Annotated in this window: 16 protein-coding genes and 2 riboswitches; of the genes, 11 read left to right on the forward strand and 5 right to left on the reverse strand. The window is 63.6% G+C overall.

What is annotated here, in order from left to right:
- The 3 genes from FHY55_RS16630 to FHY55_RS16640 all read right to left on the reverse strand — a co-directional run bounded on the left by FHY55_RS16630 (position 1) and on the right by FHY55_RS16640 (position 3075).
- Entirely contained in the window at positions 1 to 1239 is a 1239-nt protein-coding gene (locus FHY55_RS16630; protein ID WP_140015249.1) for an efflux RND transporter periplasmic adaptor subunit, read from the reverse strand.
- Between the two features lie 217 nt (positions 1240 to 1456).
- Complete coding sequence (locus tag FHY55_RS16635) at positions 1457 to 2428, reverse strand: hypothetical protein (RefSeq protein ID WP_140015250.1); 972 nt, start codon at positions 2426 to 2428, stop codon at positions 1457 to 1459.
- 29 nt (positions 2429 to 2457) lie between these two features.
- Positions 2458 to 3075 carry a response regulator transcription factor gene (locus FHY55_RS16640; protein WP_140015251.1) on the reverse strand — a complete coding sequence of 206 codons (618 nt, stop codon included), beginning with the start codon at positions 3073 to 3075 and terminating at the stop codon, positions 2458 to 2460.
- A 428-nt stretch (positions 3076 to 3503) separates the two neighbouring features.
- Between FHY55_RS16640 and FHY55_RS16645 the strand changes: the two genes are divergently transcribed.
- The 8 genes from FHY55_RS16645 (at position 3504) to nrdF (ending at position 12841) form a co-directional block, all read left to right on the forward strand.
- Complete coding sequence (locus tag FHY55_RS16645) at positions 3504 to 4013, forward strand: molybdopterin-dependent oxidoreductase (protein WP_140015252.1); 510 nt, start codon at positions 3504 to 3506, stop codon at positions 4011 to 4013.
- 67 nt (positions 4014 to 4080) lie between these two features.
- Positions 4081 to 6633, forward strand: a complete 2553-nt coding sequence (locus FHY55_RS16650; RefSeq protein ID WP_140015253.1) for an ATP-binding protein — start codon at positions 4081 to 4083, stop codon at positions 6631 to 6633.
- A gap of 171 nt (positions 6634 to 6804) precedes the next feature.
- A riboswitch (cobalamin riboswitch) is annotated at positions 6805 to 7011 on the forward strand.
- A 120-nt stretch (positions 7012 to 7131) separates the two neighbouring features.
- Positions 7132 to 7440, forward strand: a complete 309-nt coding sequence (locus FHY55_RS16655; protein WP_140015254.1) for a hypothetical protein — start codon at positions 7132 to 7134, stop codon at positions 7438 to 7440.
- A 137-nt stretch (positions 7441 to 7577) separates the two neighbouring features.
- Positions 7578 to 8627 (forward strand): homocysteine S-methyltransferase family protein, encoded by a 1050-nt coding sequence (locus tag FHY55_RS16660; RefSeq protein WP_140015255.1) that lies wholly within the window; start codon positions 7578 to 7580, stop codon positions 8625 to 8627.
- A gap of 114 nt (positions 8628 to 8741) precedes the next feature.
- Positions 8742 to 8936, forward strand: a riboswitch (cobalamin riboswitch).
- Positions 8937 to 9036: 100 nt separating this feature from the next.
- A complete protein-coding gene (gene nrdH, locus FHY55_RS16665; RefSeq protein ID WP_140015256.1) occupies positions 9037 to 9258 on the forward strand; it encodes a glutaredoxin-like protein NrdH in 222 nt (73 codons plus the stop codon).
- A 3-nt stretch (positions 9259 to 9261) separates the two neighbouring features.
- Complete coding sequence (gene nrdI, locus FHY55_RS16670; RefSeq protein ID WP_140015257.1) at positions 9262 to 9690, forward strand: class Ib ribonucleoside-diphosphate reductase assembly flavoprotein NrdI; 429 nt, start codon at positions 9262 to 9264, stop codon at positions 9688 to 9690.
- Positions 9672 to 11804, forward strand: a complete 2133-nt coding sequence (nrdE, locus tag FHY55_RS16675; RefSeq protein WP_140015258.1) for a class 1b ribonucleoside-diphosphate reductase subunit alpha — start codon at positions 9672 to 9674, stop codon at positions 11802 to 11804. The genes nrdI and nrdE overlap by 19 nt, the downstream gene beginning before the upstream one ends.
- Positions 11805 to 11863: 59 nt before the next feature.
- Entirely contained in the window at positions 11864 to 12841 is a 978-nt protein-coding gene (nrdF, locus tag FHY55_RS16680) for a class 1b ribonucleoside-diphosphate reductase subunit beta (RefSeq protein ID WP_140015259.1), read from the forward strand.
- A 137-nt stretch (positions 12842 to 12978) separates the two neighbouring features.
- On the opposite strand, the gene FHY55_RS16685 is transcribed toward nrdF, so the two are convergent.
- Together FHY55_RS16685 and FHY55_RS16690 are read right to left on the reverse strand one after the other, a co-directional pair.
- Complete coding sequence (locus FHY55_RS16685; protein WP_140015260.1) at positions 12979 to 13653, reverse strand: flavin reductase family protein; 675 nt, start codon at positions 13651 to 13653, stop codon at positions 12979 to 12981.
- On the reverse strand, positions 13650 to 14339 hold the full coding sequence (locus FHY55_RS16690) for a GntR family transcriptional regulator (protein WP_140015261.1): 690 nt from the start codon (positions 14337 to 14339) through the stop codon (positions 13650 to 13652). The genes FHY55_RS16685 and FHY55_RS16690 overlap by 4 nt, the downstream gene beginning before the upstream one ends.
- Before the next feature lie 164 nt (positions 14340 to 14503).
- Between FHY55_RS16690 and FHY55_RS16695 the strand changes: the two genes are divergently transcribed.
- The 3 genes from FHY55_RS16695 (at position 14504) to FHY55_RS16705 (ending at position 18107) form a co-directional block, all read left to right on the forward strand.
- On the forward strand, positions 14504 to 16081 hold the full coding sequence (locus FHY55_RS16695) for an ABC transporter substrate-binding protein (protein ID WP_140015262.1): 1578 nt from the start codon (positions 14504 to 14506) through the stop codon (positions 16079 to 16081).
- Between the two features lie 75 nt (positions 16082 to 16156).
- A complete protein-coding gene (locus FHY55_RS16700) occupies positions 16157 to 17140 on the forward strand; it encodes an ABC transporter permease (protein WP_140015263.1) in 984 nt (327 codons plus the stop codon).
- 13 nt (positions 17141 to 17153) lie between these two features.
- Complete coding sequence (locus FHY55_RS16705) at positions 17154 to 18107, forward strand: ABC transporter permease (RefSeq protein ID WP_140015264.1); 954 nt, start codon at positions 17154 to 17156, stop codon at positions 18105 to 18107.
- Positions 18108 to 18110: the final 3 nt, after the last annotated feature.

An 18110-nucleotide genomic window follows, 5' to 3' on the forward strand; every position in this document is an offset into this window, starting at 1 on the left:
TCAGTCTTCCGTGCCGGTGGCTTCGGTCGCGCCGGCCTCATCGGCGGTATCGGCCTCATCGGTGGTGTCAACCTCATCGGCGGCATCGTCGGTAACATCCTCCACCACGCCCTGCGCGTTGATCGTGACCGGCACCGGCACCACCTCCGCGCCGTCTGTGAGGTTGTTCAGCCCGTCGACGATCAGCAAATCCCCGGCAGCCACCCCCTCTGTGGTGATCCATGCATTCTCATGGGTGCCCGAATAGGTGAGCGTCACCTGATGTGCCTTGCCGTCACGCAGGATGAAGGCCGTCAGCGTGCCATCGGCCTGTCGCTCGGTGCCGCGCTGCGGAACCAGCACGGCCTTTTGCTGACCAACCACAACCGCCACCCGCAGGAACTGGCCGGGCAGGATCATCCTGTTTGGGTTGCCGAACTCAAAACGCAGATCGACACTGCCCGTGGTGGTCGACACCTGCTGCCCGGGGGTAACGAGCGTGCCGGGGCTGGCGTAGGTTTCGCCGTTTTCCAGCGTAAGCACCGCCTCCAGCCGCTCGCCGCGCTGCAATGCGCCACTGTCGATCTGCGAGCGCACCCGCAAGATCCGGGCTGAGCTCTCCGAAACATCCACGTTGATCGGGTCCATCGCCGTCACGGTGGTGAGCGCATCGGTCTGGTTGGCGGTCACGATGGCGCCCACCGAAACCGTGCTGACATCCGCAAACCCGTCAATCGGGCTGCGAATTTCCACCCGGTCCAGATCCAGCCGCGCGGTTTGCACGGCGGCCTCGGCACTGGCCAGCGCGGCCTCGGCCTGCGCCAGAGCGGATTGCGCGGTTTGCAAATCGGAGGTGGTCACGCCCGTGCCCTCCAGCCGGGCATAGCGATCCACCGTTGCCTGCGCCGTGCTCACCCCGGCCTTCGCCCCGGCCAATTCGGCCTGCGCGGCCGCATAGGCGGCCTCGAAGGTGTCCGGCTCCAACCGATAAAGCACATCCCCCGCCTTCACCCGCTGGCCGGGCCGATAGACGATCTCCTTCACCATGCCCCCCACCCGCGGGCGAATATCGGTTTGCGCGGCGGCCACTGCGCGGCCCGGCAGGGTGACGGAAAACGGAACCGTCGAAAGCTCCAGCTCCACCACCCCAACCTCTGCGGGGCCGCGCGCCCCGCCGGGAACAGGTTGCGCAAGGGCGGGCGAAATCGGGGCAAGCCCGATCACAAGAAGGGCGGCGACAAGCACGGCGGGGAGGGACATTGAGGATCAGCCTGTGGATCAGAGGGACATCTTTGCGGGTCTAACGCACACACCCCCGGATTCCGTTGCGCAGAAACGCAAATGCGGCAGTGCAAAAATGCAGTTTCGGAGCGGCTGTGGCAGATGGAACCACGACAGGGCAAGCCTCGGCCTGCACACAGCAACGCCAGCCACGCGCGCGGTCCGGTGAGAAAAGCTGGCCGTTGCGCCGAGCGGGTTACTCTGCCGGGCGGGCCAGCATGACGCGCCACCCCTTTGAATGTTCTGCCGAGGTGTAAAACAGGTAGGGATCGCCTGTTTCGGGGTCATAGGTGGTGGAAGGCGCGATGATTTCATCCACCTCCCAGGCGTCCCCCGCAAGGGTCAACAGCGCCTCCGGCATCTCTGTCCAGGGCCCCAGCGGGGTGTCAGCGCAGGCGGCAAAAATGCCCTCCCGCCCCTCCGCCGCCTCGCGTGTTGCGACGGCGACGAAACCGCCATCGGGCCGGGCGGTGATCTGCCCTTCCATGCCAATCGGGACGTCGGCCTGCCGCACGCCCTCCCATGCCACGCCGTCTGGCGAGGAGGTGGCGGCAAAGCTCCAGACGGCCGTGACGTTCTGCAAGCCGTTCCAGCCGAGATAGGCCATGACGAGCCCGCCCTCCCATTCGACAACCGAGGGGGAGGTGATGAGATAAACATCGTGCCCGTCCGTCTCGCCGCGCCGCAGGACGGGCTCGGGCAAAATCGTCCACGGGCCGGTCAGGGCTTCGGCCCGGGCAAGGTAGATATCGGAGCGATAGGTTGCACCGTCTTCGTAGCCGATGAAGTAGATCCTGTGATCCGTCGCAGAGGCGCGATGGTAGAAGGCCGTCTCCTTCTCGGCGATGGCGCCGGGTTGTTGCGAGGGGCCGAGCAGCACGCCCCACTCCTCCCAACTGTCCCAATCGGTGCCGAAGGCGAGCTTGATCGAGCTGTGGTCCTCGTCGTCGCCGCTATAGATCATCGCCAACCGGCCATCATCGGTGGCAAAGACATGCGGATCGCTCGCCGCCTCGTAGAGCCCGAAAAAGAGCTTGTCCCTGAACACCGGGCCATCATGGCGGACCCAATCGGAGGGCAGGCAGGCAGAGGCCGGGGTGGCACCAAGGGCGGCAAGCGCGAGGCCGGTCAGCAGGGCGCGCACAGGCTTGCGGCCCTCCGGCCTCATTGCCCCTTCGGCATGCCCTGCCGCGCCCGTCAAAACAGCCCCGCCTCCCGCGCCATCAGCGCCGCCTGCGTGCGGTTGGAGGCCCCCAACTTTCTGTAGAGCGTTTTCATATGCAGCTTGATCGTGGGTTCGGTGATGTCGAGGTCGCGGGCGATTTCCTTGTTGGATTTGCCCTCGGTCAGCCCCTTCAGCACCTGCATCTCGCGCGGGGTGAGCTTTTCGGCCATCGGATGCGTCGAGGCGTCGTCGGCGGCGGTCATGAAGTCGATGGGGGCGTATTGCTCTCCCATCGCCATGAACTTGACGGCGTTGATCATCGACTTGGCCGGCAGGGTCTTGGGCACAAAGCCCGCCGCCCCCGCCTCCAGCGCCTTTTCGGCGATTTCCTTGGTGGCCTCGCCCGAGAGCAGCGCCACCCGCTGCCCGCCTTGCATCGCCATGGTCGCCTTCAGCCCGTCGAGCCCGTTCATGCCCGGCATGTTGAGATCGAGCAGCACAAGGTCATACGGGGCCTCTGCCGCTTCGATCAACTTGTGCGCTTCGGGAAGGTCTGCGGCGGTCTCTGTCTTCAGGTCGCCCTGCGACTCCAGAAACATGACCAGCGTGTCACGCAGCAGGTCGTGGTCATCGGCAATCAGGACGCGCATCGGCCTCTCCTCGGCTTGCGCACCGGTTGTGCGCTCTTGGATGGGTTCGCTCATACAGATTGAATTTGGCATCCGAAAGGCATGGCGCTTTCGGCCGCGCAAACTCTTCGGTCAGATAGGCAAGCAGGCCACAAGACCAACCAGCGCCTGACGGCCCGCCTCAACGGAACACCCCCCGTGCCCCCGCTGCTCGAAAAGGCCACCCCGCAAGGCATGGCGGCCTACCTCTGCGGCGGAAGCCGGGCACGCCAAGGCCACCGCCGCTGCTCACTTGGCGCGTTGCCCTCACGCGCCGCGCTCATGTTGGCCCGCAACGACAGGCGTCTGACGCGCCCCCTATCCCAAAGGATAGGTCGCTATCCCACTGCCCAGTTGGGCGCGCAATGAGCATAGTGTAATTGCTGCCTCCGGAAACGAAGGAACTCACAATGCTGCGCACCATTCTCCAGTCGATCGCGTTGACCGCGCTCACCGCCCTGCCGCTCTGCGCCGAGAATCTGCCCGCCCCTGAGGGAGAGGTGATCCTGACGGTGTCCGGCGCCCTGGCCACGACCAACACCGAAGAAGGCACCGCGCAGTTCGATCTTGCAATGCTCGAAGCGCTCGGCGCGACGACCATCGAAACCACGACCATCTGGACCGAAGGCACCAAAACCTTCGAGGGTGTGCCGCTGAGCCTGCTCGTCGAGCGGCTCGGCATCGAGGGCGAGACCCTGCGCGCCACCGCCATCAACGATTACTCTGTCGAAATCCCACTCACGGATGCGATCGAGGGCGGGCCCATTGTTGCTTACCGCATGGACAACGACGAAATGTCGGTGCGTGACAAGGGCCCGCTCTGGATTGTCTACCCCTACGACAGCAGTGACGATTACCGAACCGAGGTGATCTATTCGCGCAGCATTTGGCAACTCGACCGGATCGAAGCCGTGCAATAGCCTGAAGGCACCCGTTTCACGCCCCTGCCCCTCTGGCCGGGGTGTGGACCCCTTTCGAGGAGCCACAATGGCACCAAAGCGCCACCGCACCGCCCGCCTGCGCCTCTTCGCCTCCGTTATCGCGGGGGCGCTTTGCCTTGCCGCACTGGTCTATCTTTCCGTCAACGTGGTGCGCGACCTGCGGCTGCTCAACTCGGCCAGCTCCGACAACGTGCAATGGACGTTGTCGCAGGCAGAGGTGGAGTTTCTCGAATACCACATGCACCTCGCCGCCCTGCAAGGCGGTACAGAAGAGGATCTGGCGCTCCTGCGCCGTGAATTCGATATCTTCTACAGCCGGATCAGCACGCTTGAGCAATCCTCGATCTACGCCGCGCTGCGCGACGAGCCCGAGTTTGCCCGCAATCTGCGCATCGTGCGCACCTTCCTTGATCGCACCGTGCCGCTGATAGATGCCCCCGACGCCGATCTGAAAACAGGGGTGCAGGCGCTCTTGGGCCGGGCCGCAGACGTGCGCCCCCATGTGCGGGCGCTGGCCAACTCCGGCCTCAACTACTTCGCCGAAGAATCCGACCGCAGGCGTGACGCGATTTCGGCAACTTTGATGCAGCTCGCGGTGGGTGTGAGCCTGCTGGTCTTGGCGCTGCTGGGCTTTGCGGCCTACCTCAACCGGCTCAACCTGCAAAACATCCGCCGCCGCCGTGAAGCGCTGGAATCCTTCCGGCGCATGAATGTGATCACCTCCACCGCGCTCGACGCGGTGATCGTCGCCGACCGCTCCGGCACCGTGCTCGATTTCAACGCCGCCGCGGAGCAGATCTTCGGCTATGCCGCCTCAGAGGCGGTTGGTGCCAATCTGGGCGACCTCATCGTGCCCGACAGCTATCGCGCGGCGCATGACGCCGGGATGCAGAGAATGCAAGACCGTGGCGAAAAGCGCGTGGTCGGAAAGGGGCGCATCAAGCTGGAGGCCAAGCGCAAGTCCGGCGATACCTTCCCGGTCGAGTTTGCCATCCAATCCGCCGAAACCGATCAGGGCGAAATCTTCATTTCCTTCCTGCGTGACATCTCCCACCGGGTGAAGGCCGAGGCCGAACTGGTGGAAACGCGTGACAGGGCACTGGCCGGCGAGAAGGCCAAAACCGACTTTCTGGCCACCATGAGCCACGAAATCCGCACCCCGCTCAATGGCCTCCTCGGCAACCTCGAGCTGCTGCGCGACACCCGGCTGAGCGCGAAGCAGGCACGCTACATCAAGAACATGGACACCTCTGGCAAGCTGCTGATGAGCCACATCTCGGATGTGCTCGACATCACGAAGTATGACGCCGGCAAGCTGCTCTTGCGGCCCGTGTCGATGAATATTTCCACCCTGCTGCAGGATATCATCGACAACCAGAGCGGCGCCGCGCTGGCGCAGGAGACCACGCTGGAATGGGGCTGGACCGGGCCGCAGGTTGACTGGATCAACGCCGACCGCGACCGCATTCAGCACATCCTGATGAACATCATCGGCAACGCGGTGAAGTTCACCCGGGGCGGGCGGGTGACGGTGGAGGCCGAGCGCCTTGAGGGCCCCGAGCTTCAGATCACCGTCAGCGACAATGGCATCGGCATGGACAAGGAGTTGCAGGCCCATATCTTCGACGATTTCCTGACCGGAGACAGCTCTTATGACCGCGAAGTCGGCGGCACCGGCCTTGGCCTCGGCATCGCCCAACGTTTCGTCAATGCACTCGGCGGCCGCATCGAGGTGGAGAGCGAGGAAGGCGTTGGCAGCACCTTCCGCGTGACCTTCCCGATCGAGCCGATCGACGCGCCGGATGCCAAGGCCGTGACCTTGCGCCGGATAAAAAAGGCCGCGCCCCGCAACCTGCTGCTGGTGGAAGACAACGAGATCAACCGGGTTGTGGCGCGCGAAATGCTTGAAGGCGCAGGCCATACCGTCAGCGAGGCCAACAACGGGCGAGAAGCTGTGGAACTGGCCGAGACCACCCGGTTTGACCTGATCCTGATGGATATCTCCATGCCGGTGATGGACGGGCGCGAGGCCACGAAAGCCATCCGCGCGGGCAGCGGTGCCAACGCCCGCACCCCCATCATCGCGCTCACCGCCAATGCAATGGCCTCCGAGCAGGAAGCCTTCCTCGCCGACGGGATGGACGACATCGTGACGAAGCCGCTCAGCCGCGCCGCCCTCACACGTGTTCTGGCCGACCACGCCGCTGATGCCGCGCCCAAGCGGGCGCCGGAGCCTGCGCCCGTTGCGGCCAACTATCTGGACGACCTTCGCGATACCGTGGGGGTGGACGCTTTGGGCAAGCTGCTTGAACGGTTCGGCGCAGAGGTCGAGGCGTTGCTCGCCTATCTCGACGACAGCGCAGAAAAGGATTTGCCAGAGACAGCAAGGCGCGCCCACCGGGTCGCCGGAAGCGCCGCGACCCTCGGGGCCGTCGGCCTGCGTGCCTCATTGGTCGAGGTTGAGACCGCCGCAAAGACCGAGGATCGCGCGGCACTCGCCAAGGCCGTTGCGGGGCTTCCGGCCATCTGGGCGGCAACCCGTGGCGAGATGGGGGCCGAACGGCGGGCCAAGCCACGCGCGCCCAGCGCCAACGACTGACCCGCATCGGCCAGCAACACTGGCCAAAGGGGTTTCGCCCCCGGCGCTCATCAACACCTGATCGAAGATCAAGGCCGCCCGCTCTCTCAGGGTCGCTCCATCGCCGCCGCTAACGCCCCGGCGCGCCCTTGCCCATAGCTGCAATTCGCGTTGGACACCGCCAAAATTTCCTGCAACAAAACCCGTGATGGTGCCCGGCCAAATTGGTCCGGCTGAAAAGGGAACGTGGTGCGGGCAACTTGCCCAATTCCACGACTGCCCCCGCAACTGTGAGCGGCGAGCGACCCCGATGAACACCACTGTGCCGAAAGGCGCGGGAAGGTTCGGGGAAGCGCAGACCCGCAAGTCAGGAGACCTGCCATCTCGGGTGCGCGTCGCGCGCCTCAGTCACCTAAACCCGGGCGGGGTGCCTTGGGACGGAGAGACACAGATGGCCCACGAACGCCCTGAGACATCGCCGTTGTCGCTTTGCCCCCGCCAATTTGCGCGGAGGGCGCGATGCTACTGGAACGAACGATATCCCAACTCGACATAGGCCGGGTGCCAGCGCAGGAAGCGCGCCAGATGGCGCAACTGGGCTACATGCAATGGATCGCCAGCCTGCCCGGCGATGCCAACTATCGGCGTGCGGCGCTTCATGCCCACGCCATGGCCGCGCCCTACATCAGCCTGTCACCCGCCGTGGCCGAATTTTGCGCCCTGTTGAAGCAGTCGCTCACATCGCCCGCCCCCCTGCCCCTTTCGCTTCCGCCACGCAGGCGGCGCGGCGGGGCTGGTGCCCGGCGCATCTGGCGCATCGCCCTCTGACCTTTGTGAACACGGCCGCACCCAATCCTGCGGCCTGACCGAGGACCATTGCAGCAAGCTGCGCGTTGCACGCAGCCCGCGAGGCTCGGCTTTCAAAAACCATGGTCATGGACGGATCAACGAGAAAGGACGGATCCATGAATGAGAACCAACTGAAAACCCGGCTCAACGCTGGCCCCCTCATCTGCGCCGAGGGCTTCCTCTTCGAACTGGAGCGCCGGGGCTATCTCACGGCGGGCGAGTTTGTGCCCGAGGTGGCGCTGGAACACCCCGATGCGCTGCGCAACCTGCATGTCGATTTTCAGCGGTCGGGCAGCGATATCGTCGAGGCGTTCACCTACAACGGCCACCGCGAGAAGATGCGGGTGATCGGCAAGGAAGACCTGCTGGAGCCGCTCAACCGCGCCTCGCTGAAGATCGCCCGCGAGGTTGCCGATGCAAAGCCGGGCAACCTGATGGCAGGCAATATCTCGAACACCAACATCTGGTCGCCGGACGACAGGGCAAAACAGGCCGAGGTGCGGGCGATGTTTGAAGAAATGGTCGGCTGGGCCGTCGATGAAGGGGCCGATATCATCATTGGCGAAACCTTCTACTACGCGGGCGAGGCGCTTTGCGCGCTTGAGGTGGCCCGCGCCTCCGGCCTCCCGGTCGTTCTGACCCTCGCCCCCATGGCGGCCAGCGAGATGATGGACGGCACCGGCATTGTGGAAACCTGTCAGCAGTTGGAACAGGGCGGCGCAGATGTTGTTGGCCTCAACTGCTTTCGCGGGCCGCAAACCATGATGCCGTGGCTGCGCAAGGTGCGTGCGGCGGTGTCCTGCCATGTCGGTGCCCTGCCGATCCCCTATCGCACGCGCGCGGATGAACCGACCTTCTTCAACCTCAGCGACACCGGCGATTGCACCTGCCCTGCCCCCCATGGCCGCACCTTCCCGACCGCGCTCGACCCGATGTTTTGCAATCGCTACGAGATCGGGGCCTTCGCGCGTGACGCCTACGCGCTGGGCATCAACTATCTCGGCGTCTGCTGCGGGGCCAACCCGATGCTGATCCGCGAAGTTTCGGAAGCGGTCGGGCGCACCACCGAGGCCAGCCGCTACTCCGAGCGCATGGAAAATCACTTCATGTATGGCACCAACACCCGGCTCCCCGCCCACATCAAGGCCCTTGGCGAAACTGCCTGATTGGCAAGGCCCGGCGGCCCGATCCGCCGCCGGGCCACGTGGTGCAGCAAGCGCGGTGCAGAATTTTCACCCGGCGGCGCCGATCTACATGTTGACAGCTCATCGCGATAAGCATCTATATGATGTTGCTTTGGTGCCCGTGATTCACGTCACAGGTGAAAAGGGAAGCCGGTGAAAGACCGGCGCTGCCCCCGCAACTGTAAGCGGCAAGCCGAGGCCCGTAACCACTGATGCATCCACGCATCGGGAAGGGGGCCAAGGCGGTTGAGCCGCAAAGCCAGGAGACCTGCCAAGGCAACACGACGACGAGTGCGGGCGGAGGGCCCGGGCGCGTGAACGGAGCCTGTAAGGGCCATCCGCTTCATGTTCCTTCTCCCCTGTCTGACAAAACAACTATGGGGACAGAGCAATGACAATCACCGTTTATTCCAAGCCTTCCTGCGTGCAATGCAGCGCAACCACCCGTGCGCTCGACGCGCGCGGCCTGCCTTACGAGGTCGTCGACCTGACAGAAGACGCAGGCGCTATGGAGCACGTCACCGGGCTGGGCTATCGCCAAGCCCCCGTTGTGATCGCCGGCGAGGATCACTGGGCAGGCTTTCGCCCCGACATGATCGGTCGGCTGTCCTGAGCCATGAGCGGGCTGGTCTACTATTCGAGCCGGTCGAACAACACGCATCGGCTGATTGAACGCTTGGACCTGCCCGCCACCCGCCTGCCGCAACGGCCCGCTGACCCGCTCCCCGCGATCGACGGCCCCTTCGTGCTGATCTGCCCGACCTTCGCAGATGGGCAGGGCCGCGGCGCGGTGCCAAAGCCGGTGATCCGGCTACTGAACGACGCCGGCGCACGCCGCCTGCTGCGCGGCGTCATCGCCGGTGGCAACCGCAACTTCGGCGCCAGCTTTGCCCTTGCGGGCAAGATCATCGCCGCCAAATGCAACGTCCCGCTGCTCTACCGCTTCGAGCTGGCCGGAACCCCCGAAGACACCGCCCGCATCCGTGACGGGCTGGCCCGTTTCTGGGCCGAGCAAGAGGAAACACCATGCTTGACGCAAGCGTAACCGCCGATCTGGACTACCACGCGCTGAACGCGTTGCTGAACCTCTACGACGCGCAAGGAAACATCCAGTTCGAGGCCGACCGGATGGCGGCGCGGCAGTATTTTTTGCAGCACGTTAACCAGAACACTGTGTTCTTCCATTCGCTCGATGAGAAGCTCGGCTACCTCGTGGACGAGGGCTATTACGAACCGGAAGTGCTGGACCAGTATTCGCGCAACTTCCAGCGGGCGATCTGGGATGCGGCTTATGGCAAGAAATTCCGCTTTCCCACCTTCCTCGGTGCCTTCAAGTATTACACCTCCTACACGCTCAAAACGCGGGACGGGCAGCGCTACCTTGAGCGCTACGAGGACCGTGTGGTGATGAACGCCCTCGCATTGGCGCGCGGCGACGAGGCCCTGGCGATGCAACTGATGGAAGAGATCCTCTCGGGCCGCTTCCAGCCCGCCACGCCCACTTTTCTGAACGCGGGCAAGAAGGCACGGGGCGAGTTCGTTTCCTGCTTCCTGCTGCGGCTAGAAGACAACATGGAAAGCATCGGGCGCGGCATCAATTCGGCGCTGCAACTCTCCAAACGCGGCGGCGGCGTGGCCCTGATGCTCACCAACATCCGCGAGCACGGCGCCCCGATCAAGGGGATCGAAAACCAGTCCTCCGGCGTGATCCCGGTCATGAAGCTGCTGGAGGATTCCTTCAGCTACGCCAACCAGCTTGGCGCGCGGCAGGGGGCGGGGGCCGTCTATCTCAACGCCCACCACCCCGACATCCTGCGCTTTCTCGACACCAAACGCGAGAACGCCGACGAGAAGATCCGCATCAAGACGCTGAGCCTTGGCGTGGTCATCCCCGATGTGACGTTTGAGCTCGCCAAGCGCAACGAGGATATGTATCTCTTCTCGCCCCATGACGTTGAGCGCGTCTATGGCTGCGCCTTCTCCGAGATTTCCGTCACCGAAAACTATGACGAGATGGTCGACAACCCGAAGATCCGGAAGAAAAAGATCAACGCCCGCGCCTTCTTCCAGACCCTCGCCGAGATCCAGTTTGAAAGCGGCTACCCCTACATCATGTTCGAGGACACGGTGAACCGCGCCAACCCGATCGCGGGCCGTATCGCCATGTCAAACCTCTGCTCCGAGATCCTTCAGGTCAACGAGGCGTCGGCGTTCAACGACGACCTGAGCTACGCCCAAATGGGCACCGATATTTCCTGCAACCTCGGCAGCATGAACATTGCCCGCGCGATGGACGGCGGCGACCTTGGCAGCTCGGTCGGCACCGCGATCCGAGCGCTGAACGCGGTGAGCGAAATGTCGGCCATCGACTCGGTGCCCTCCATCCGCAAGGGCAATGACGAGGGCCATGCCATCGGGCTCGGGCAGATGAACCTGCACGGCTTCCTCGCCCGCGAGCGCATCCACTACGGCTCGCCCGAAGGGGTGGAGTTCACCTCCGTCTATTTTGCCGCCGTGCTCTACCACGCGCTCGCCACCTCCTGTGCGCTGGCGCAGGAAAAGGGCCGCCGTTTCAAAAGCTTCGAGGCTTCCACCTATGCCGACGGCGGCTTTTTCGAGAAATACACCCAACAAAGCTGGCGACCCGAGAGCGCCACGGTGAAGGCCCTCTTCAAAAAGTTCGGCATCACCCTGCCCACCAAAAAGGACTGGGCCGCGTTGAAGGCCGATGTGATGGAGCACGGGCTCTACAACCGCAACCTTCAGGCCGTGCCCCCCACCGGCTCGATCAGCTACATCAACTACGCCACCTCCTCGATCCACCCGATCACCGCCAAGGTGGAGATCCGCAAGGAGGGCAAGATCGGCCGGGTCTATTACCCCGCGCCCTACATGACCGGCGAAAACCTCGAGTTTTACCGCGATGCCTATGAGATTGGCCCCGAAGCGGTAATAGATACCTATGCCGCCGCCACCCAGCACGTCGATCAGGGCCTGTCGCTGACGCTGTTCTTCCCCGCCGAGGCCACCACGCGCGATATCAACCGCGCCCAGATCTACGCATGGAAGAAGGGCATCAAGACGATCTACTACATCCGCCTCCGGCAGGCCGCGCTGGAAGGCACCGAAGTTGAGGGCTGCGTCTCCTGCACGCTGTAACCGCGCCCTCGTAGGGTGGGCAATCTGCCCACCACCCGCTCCGCCAAAGGACCGACGCCATGAAAGACCTGCCCCATTCCCGCCCCGTGCCCCGAGCCGTCAACTGGAACCGTCTGGAGGACGACCTGGACCTCGACGTCTGGAACCGCCTGACCGTCAATTTCTGGCTGCCCGAAAAGGTGCCGCTCTCCAACGATATCCAAAGCTGGTCTCAGCTCACCGACGACGAGCGGCAGCTGACCATCCGGGTGTTCACCGGGCTCACCCTGCTCGACACCATCCAAAATTCCATCGGCGCCCCAACCCTGATGGCCGATGCTATCACACCGCATGAGGAAGCGGTGCTGAGCAACATCGCCTTCATGGAGGCCGTCCACGCCCGCAGCTATTCCTCCGTCTTTTCAACGCTCTGTCAGACCGCCGAGGTTGACGAGGCCTTCCGCTGGTCGGCCGACAACGAGCACCTGCAAGCCAAATCCCGGCTCATCCTCGATGAGTATGACGCCACCGCCTCGCCGTTGCGTCGCAAGGTGGCCAGCGTCTTTCTGGAGAGCTTCCTGTTCTACTCCGGCTTCTATCTGCCGATGCACTGGTCGTCGCGCGCGCGGCTGACCAACACCGCCGACCTGATCCGCCTCATCATCCGCGACGAGGCGATCCACGGCTATTACATCGGCTACAAGTTTCAGCGCGGGCTGGAGCGCCTGCCAGAGGCCGAGCGGGCCGAGCTGAAGGACTTCGCCTTCTCCCTCCTCTTCGACCTCTACGAGATCGAAGCCCGCTATACCGAACAGCTCTACGACGGGCTGGGGCTAACCGAAGACGTGAAGAACTTCCTGCATTACAACGCCAACAAGGCGTTGCAGAACCTCGGTTTCGAAGCGCTCTTCCCCGACGAGGCCTGCAAGGTGAACCCGGCGATCATGGCCGCCCTCTCCCCCAACTCGGATGAGAACCACGATTTCTTTTCCGGCTCCGGATCAAGCTACGTGATCGGCAAGGCCGTCGCCACGGAAGACGAAGACTGGGATTTCTAACACGCCGCCCGCCCCGATGCGCCCTGTCGGCGATACGGGCGGGCGAAAAGTTTGCCCTCTGAAGCCACAAAGCGATCTACGCCAAGGCCGAATAGCCCTCCCGATCTTCTGCTCTGGCGGGCCAACCGCCTCAGGGCTCAGCTGGTGCCGCCCACCGCCTGCTTCTGCCCGGCGCCAAGCACCTCTTCTGCCGAAGGCGTGCGCAGATCGAAGTAATCAAAGGTGCCAGCATAGCCATTGCCGCCCATCCGCCCCAGCGCGTCAAGTTTTTCGTGGTCGGAATAGAAGGTCGCCGGGTCAATGATGTCTTCGCGGATATGCGCGCGCACAATCCGCCCCAGAATGATCTCGCGCGCCGAACTGACAGCAATGCCAAGATAGCGTTCGCACTCAAAGGCCACCGGGGCTTCGGAGATGCGCGGGCATTTCACCTTGTCGCCCGGGATCGCCGTCAGCCCGGCCATCTCCAGCTCGTCCACCTCCGGCGCGAAGTCTGCGGCCGTCACCGACATCGCCTCAACATTCGCGCGGTCAACGATATTGACGGTGAAGCACTCGGTCATGCGGATGTTCCACCCTGTATCCTTGAAGCTGCGGTCCGGCTTGTTCTCGACCCCAAGCGCAAGGATCGGCGGATCGGCGGAGAGGCAGTTGAAGAAGGAATAGGGCGCCGCGTTGACCACCCCGTCAGGCGAGATCGTGGTGACCCATGCAATCGGGCGCGGCACGATGGTACCGATCATCACCTTATAGGCCTCGCGGGCCGAAAGATCGGCGAAATCAAAGGCGTGGTAGCCGTCTTGCAGGGTCATTGGGCCAGCTCCTTGCCGTAGTGTGAGAGGATGGATTGGATACTATCGGGCTCGGCAGAAAGCTCTGCCCGGCCCGCGACAGCGCCGAGATGGTGCTCCATGATCTCGATGGCGCGCGCAGCGTCACCGGCGCGGATCGCGGCAATGATCTGCGAATGCTCATCGACAGCGCAATCAGAGGAGTGGCTGCGCGCATAAAGCGACATGATCAGCGAGCAGCGCAGCACCACTTCCGAGACGTAGCGGGTCAGCACCGGGTTGCCGGTGAGCTCGGCCAGCAGCACATGAAACTCGCCCGCGAGGCGAATCGACACCGGGCCATCCTTGCCCTTCACCGCCTCTTCCTGCCGCACATGTGCCTCAAGCCGCTCATAGCCACTGCGCGGCATACGCTCACAAAGCAGGCGAATCACATCATTTTCCAGGCAGCGCCGCACTTCAAAAACATGCTGCGCCTCATCGCGCGACGGCTCGGCCACAAAGGCCCCGCGGTTGCGGCGGGTCACCACCAGCCCCTCGTGCTCCAGCCGCACCAGCGCATGGCGCACAATGGTGCGTGACACGCCAAATTGCTCACCCACGGTATCCTCGGGCAACCGCATGCCCGGCTTCAGCGCCTGTTCGATAATCGCCTTGCGCAGCAAGTCATGCACCGCGTCCGTCAGCGTCGTTTTGGTCTCACTCATGGTCGGATCTGCCTATCAAATTCGCATAATCTCTATCGCATACAATTTTGCACGTCAATCGGATACAATCTGCTTGCTCAAACGGATTCTCTGTGTCAGCCAATATACATCGTATCCAATTTTACCGATTCCGAAATGCAATCCAGCTGAAAGAGGACCAGATCATGAAACTACGTCATCTCATGCTCGCAACAGCGGCAGTTGCTGCTTTAACGGGCAGTGCGCAGGCCGAGAACGTGCTGAAATGGGGCGCCAACCGCGATATCGGCTCCCTCGACCCCTATTCCTTTGGTGACAGCTTCACCATCAACGTGCTCAACCACGTTTATGAAGGGCTGGTACGCTACAACAAGGATCTGAAGATCGAGCCGGCGCTGGCAGAAAGCTGGGAGATCCTCGACGACCAGATCACATGGCGCTTCAAGCTGCGCGAGGGCGTGACCTTTCACAACGGCAACCCCTTCACCGCCGAAGATGTCGTTGCCTCGCTCACCCGCGTGAGCCACGAGACCTCGCCGCTCAAAGGCAACCTTCCTGCCTACGTCAGCTCCAAGGTTGTGGATGAATACACGGTCGACATCACGCTGAACGGCACCTACCCGCTGCTGCTCAACGACCTGACCAACATCCACATCTTCGACGCCGAGTGGATGACCGAAAACGACGCGCTGATGCCAACCGACGTTGGCGCAGGCACCGAGGGCTATGCCACCTACAACGCCAACGGCACCGGCCCCTTCATCGTCGAAAGCCGCCAGCCCGATGCCAAAACCGTCTTTGTCGTCAATCCCGATTGGTGGGACGAGCCGCAGCACAACCTCGACCGGATCGAACTGACGCCGGTAAACTCGGCCGCAACCCGCGTGGCGGCGCTGCTCTCGGGCGAGATCAGCTTTACCAATGACGCCCCGGTGCAGGATTTGCCGCGCCTTGCCGCCGCGCCGAATGTTGAGGTGCTGGAAGGCGTCGACCTGCGCACAGTGATGATCGGCTTCCCCTTCCGCGATACGCTGACCACCGGCGAGCCGAACCCGTTCAAGGAAAAGGCGGTGCGCGAGGCGCTCTACAAGGCGATGGACCTCGACCTGATCCATCAGAAGGTGATGCGTGGCAAGTCCCGCACCGCCGGTGCCACCGTCGCCCCGCCGATCCCGGGCTATACCGAGGCGCTCGACACGCTGCCCGGCTATGACCCCGAGGCGTCCAAAGCGCTGCTGGCCGAGGCGGGCGTGCCCGAGGGGCTGGAGTTTGAGTTCAACTGCCTCAGCGACGGGCTGGTGAACGAAGAGCAGTTTTGCCAGGCCATCGCCTCCATGTGGTCGCGCATCGGCCTCTCGCCCAAGCTCGACGTGGCACCCCGCGCGGTGCAATCGCCCAAGCGGACCAATGGCAAGACCGATGTCTATACGCTGGGCTGGGCCACGCTGCCGCTGCTCGACAGCTACTCCCCGCTGCTGCAAATCTTCCACTCCAAAGACGGCAACGCCGGCGTCTTCAACTGGGGCGGCTGGTCTTACCCCGAGCTGGACGCGCTGATTGATGCGGCTGGCAGCGAGCTGGACCTTGAAAAGCGGCTCGCCCTGCAAACCGAGGCCCTGCAAATGGTGAAGGACGAGATGATCATGGTCCCTCTCCACCAGCAGCCCATGGCCTGGGCGGTGACCGAGGAGGTGGCCGAGATGCCGCTCTTCCCCGATGCCAAGCCGCGCCTCTGGTTCGCCCGGATGGGCAGCGACTCCTGACGCACCGGGCCGGGCTGGCCGCACCTTGGTCAGCCCGGCCCATTTGATCGCCGTATCACCAAATCGGAGACCGGAATGATTGCCTTTCTTCTCAAACGCACCGCCAACGCGGCCTTCGTCATGCTGGCGGTGGCGCTGCTGGCCTTCGTGATCTTCCGTTTCTTCGGCGATCCGGTCGAAATGATGGTGAACGAACAGGCCACCCAGCAAGACCGTATCGAACTGCGCGAGCGGCTGGGGCTGAACGATGGCTTCGTCACCCAATACACCCGCTTCGTCACCAACGCGGTGCAAGGTGATTTCGGGATTTCCTATCGCAACCAGCAAGACGTGATGGTGCTGATCAAGGAGCGCTTCCCGGCAACCTTCGAGCTGGTTCTGGTGGCCACCATAATCTCGCTGGTGGTGGGTATCCCCGCCGGGGTGATCACCGCCGTCTATCGAGAAAGCCGGGTGGCCAATATGCTGCAACTCGGCTCCATCATCGGGGTGTCCCTGCCAAGTTTCGTTGTGGGCATCCTGCTCATCCTCGCCTTCTCGGTTTCACTCGGCTGGCTGCCCGCCTTCGGGCGCGGCGAGACGGTGGACATTGGCTGGTGGTCGACCGGGCTGCTCACCCCCTCGGGGCGGGCGGCGCTGGTGCTGCCGGCGATCTCGCTCTCGACTTTCCAGGTCACGCTGGTGATGCGGCTGGTGCGGGCCGAGATGTTGGAAACCCTGCGCGCCGATTACATCAAGTTCGCCCGCGCCCGGGGCGTGCCCACCGCCCGCGTGCAATGGCGCCACGCGCTGCGCAACTGCCTGATGCCGGTGATCACCCTGACGGGCATGCAGATCGGCAACCTGATCGCCTTTGCCCTTGTGACCGAGACGGTGTTTCAATGGCCCGGCATGGGGATGCTCTTCATCCAGGCGGTGACCTTCGTCGACCTGCCGGTGATGGCCGCCTACTTGCTGATCGTGTCCTTCATCTTCGTCGCCCTCAATACCCTTGTCGACATCACCTATGCCTGGGTCGATCCGCGCCTGCGCGACGACTCTGCCCGTGGCAATGGCTGAACCGGAGCCCAAAATGGAAAAGTCCCTTCCCCTCACCCCGCCTGCCCCGGCACGCCCCTCGCGGTTGACCCGCCTGCGCGAAAGCGACCTGTGGTTTTCCTTCTGCGCGCATCCTTCGGCGATCTTTGCCGCGGCGCTGCTGGCGCTGGTGGCGCTGACCGCCTTTCTTGCACCGCTGATCACGCCGCAGAACCCCTATGACCTCGCGGCGCTGGAGCTCTGGAATTCCGAGATTCCGCCGATCTGGGAGGCCGGCGGCCAATGGCCCTACCTGCTGGGCACCGACACGCAGGGCCGCGATATCCTGTCGGCGGTGCTCTATGGTTCGCGCATTTCGCTGATCATCGGCTTTGCCTCGGTCATGCTGGCGCTGGTGGTGGGCCTGTCGCTGGGCCTGATCGCGGGCTATTTCGGCGGCTGGGTCGACAATGTGATCATGCGGGTAGGCGATGTGCTTCTGTCGATGCCCTTCATCCTGATCGCCATTCTCATCACCGCCATCGCCACTGCCTCGCTGCCAACCGGGTTGAAGGATGTGCTGGCGGCCCCCATCCTGATCTTCGCCATCGCAGTGCCCTCCTGGGTGCAATATGCCCGCACGGTACGGGCCTCGGCGATGGTTGAGGCGAAAAAGGAATACGTGCAGGCGGCCAAGCTGATCCGGGTGAAATCCTGGCGGGTGATGCTGCACCACATCCTGCCCAACTGCCTGACCCCGATCATGGTGGCGGCGACGCTGAATTTCGGTCTGGCCATCCTGTCGGAGGCGACGCTGTCCTTCCTCGGGGTCGGCATGCCGCCGGATCAGCCCTCGCTCGGCACGCTGATCCGGATCGGCAACCAGTACCTGTTCTCGGGCCTCTGGTGGATCGTGGTCTTCCCGTCGATCCAGCTCTGCCTGATCGTGCTCTCGGTCAACATGATCGGCGACTGGCTGCGCGATGCGCTCAACCCCAAACTGCGGTGAATT

Source organism: Oceanicola sp. D3 (assembly GCF_006351965.1).
Classification (GTDB): Bacteria; Pseudomonadota; Alphaproteobacteria; order Rhodobacterales; family Rhodobacteraceae; genus Vannielia.

Coding starts and splice junctions, on each gene's coding strand:
- FHY55_RS16630 (WP_140015249.1), bottom strand. CDS start 1,239: ATGTCCCTCCCCGCCGTGCTTGTCGCCGCCCTTCTTGTGATCGGGCTT.
- FHY55_RS16635 (WP_140015250.1), bottom strand. CDS start 2,428: ATGAGGCCGGAGGGCCGCAAGCCTGTGCGCGCCCTGCTGACCGGCCTC.
- FHY55_RS16640 (WP_140015251.1), bottom strand. CDS start 3,075: ATGCGCGTCCTGATTGCCGATGACCACGACCTGCTGCGTGACACGCTG.
- FHY55_RS16645 (WP_140015252.1), top strand. CDS start 3,504: ATGCTGCGCACCATTCTCCAGTCGATCGCGTTGACCGCGCTCACCGCC.
- FHY55_RS16650 (WP_140015253.1), top strand. CDS start 4,081: ATGGCACCAAAGCGCCACCGCACCGCCCGCCTGCGCCTCTTCGCCTCC.
- FHY55_RS16655 (WP_140015254.1), top strand. CDS start 7,132: ATGCTACTGGAACGAACGATATCCCAACTCGACATAGGCCGGGTGCCA.
- FHY55_RS16660 (WP_140015255.1), top strand. CDS start 7,578: ATGAATGAGAACCAACTGAAAACCCGGCTCAACGCTGGCCCCCTCATC.
- nrdH (WP_140015256.1), top strand. CDS start 9,037: ATGACAATCACCGTTTATTCCAAGCCTTCCTGCGTGCAATGCAGCGCA.
- nrdI (WP_140015257.1), top strand. CDS start 9,262: ATGAGCGGGCTGGTCTACTATTCGAGCCGGTCGAACAACACGCATCGG.
- nrdE (WP_140015258.1), top strand. CDS start 9,672: ATGCTTGACGCAAGCGTAACCGCCGATCTGGACTACCACGCGCTGAAC.
- nrdF (WP_140015259.1), top strand. CDS start 11,864: ATGAAAGACCTGCCCCATTCCCGCCCCGTGCCCCGAGCCGTCAACTGG.
- FHY55_RS16685 (WP_140015260.1), bottom strand. CDS start 13,653: ATGACCCTGCAAGACGGCTACCACGCCTTTGATTTCGCCGATCTTTCG.
- FHY55_RS16690 (WP_140015261.1), bottom strand. CDS start 14,339: ATGAGTGAGACCAAAACGACGCTGACGGACGCGGTGCATGACTTGCTG.
- FHY55_RS16695 (WP_140015262.1), top strand. CDS start 14,504: ATGAAACTACGTCATCTCATGCTCGCAACAGCGGCAGTTGCTGCTTTA.
- FHY55_RS16700 (WP_140015263.1), top strand. CDS start 16,157: ATGATTGCCTTTCTTCTCAAACGCACCGCCAACGCGGCCTTCGTCATG.
- FHY55_RS16705 (WP_140015264.1), top strand. CDS start 17,154: ATGGAAAAGTCCCTTCCCCTCACCCCGCCTGCCCCGGCACGCCCCTCG.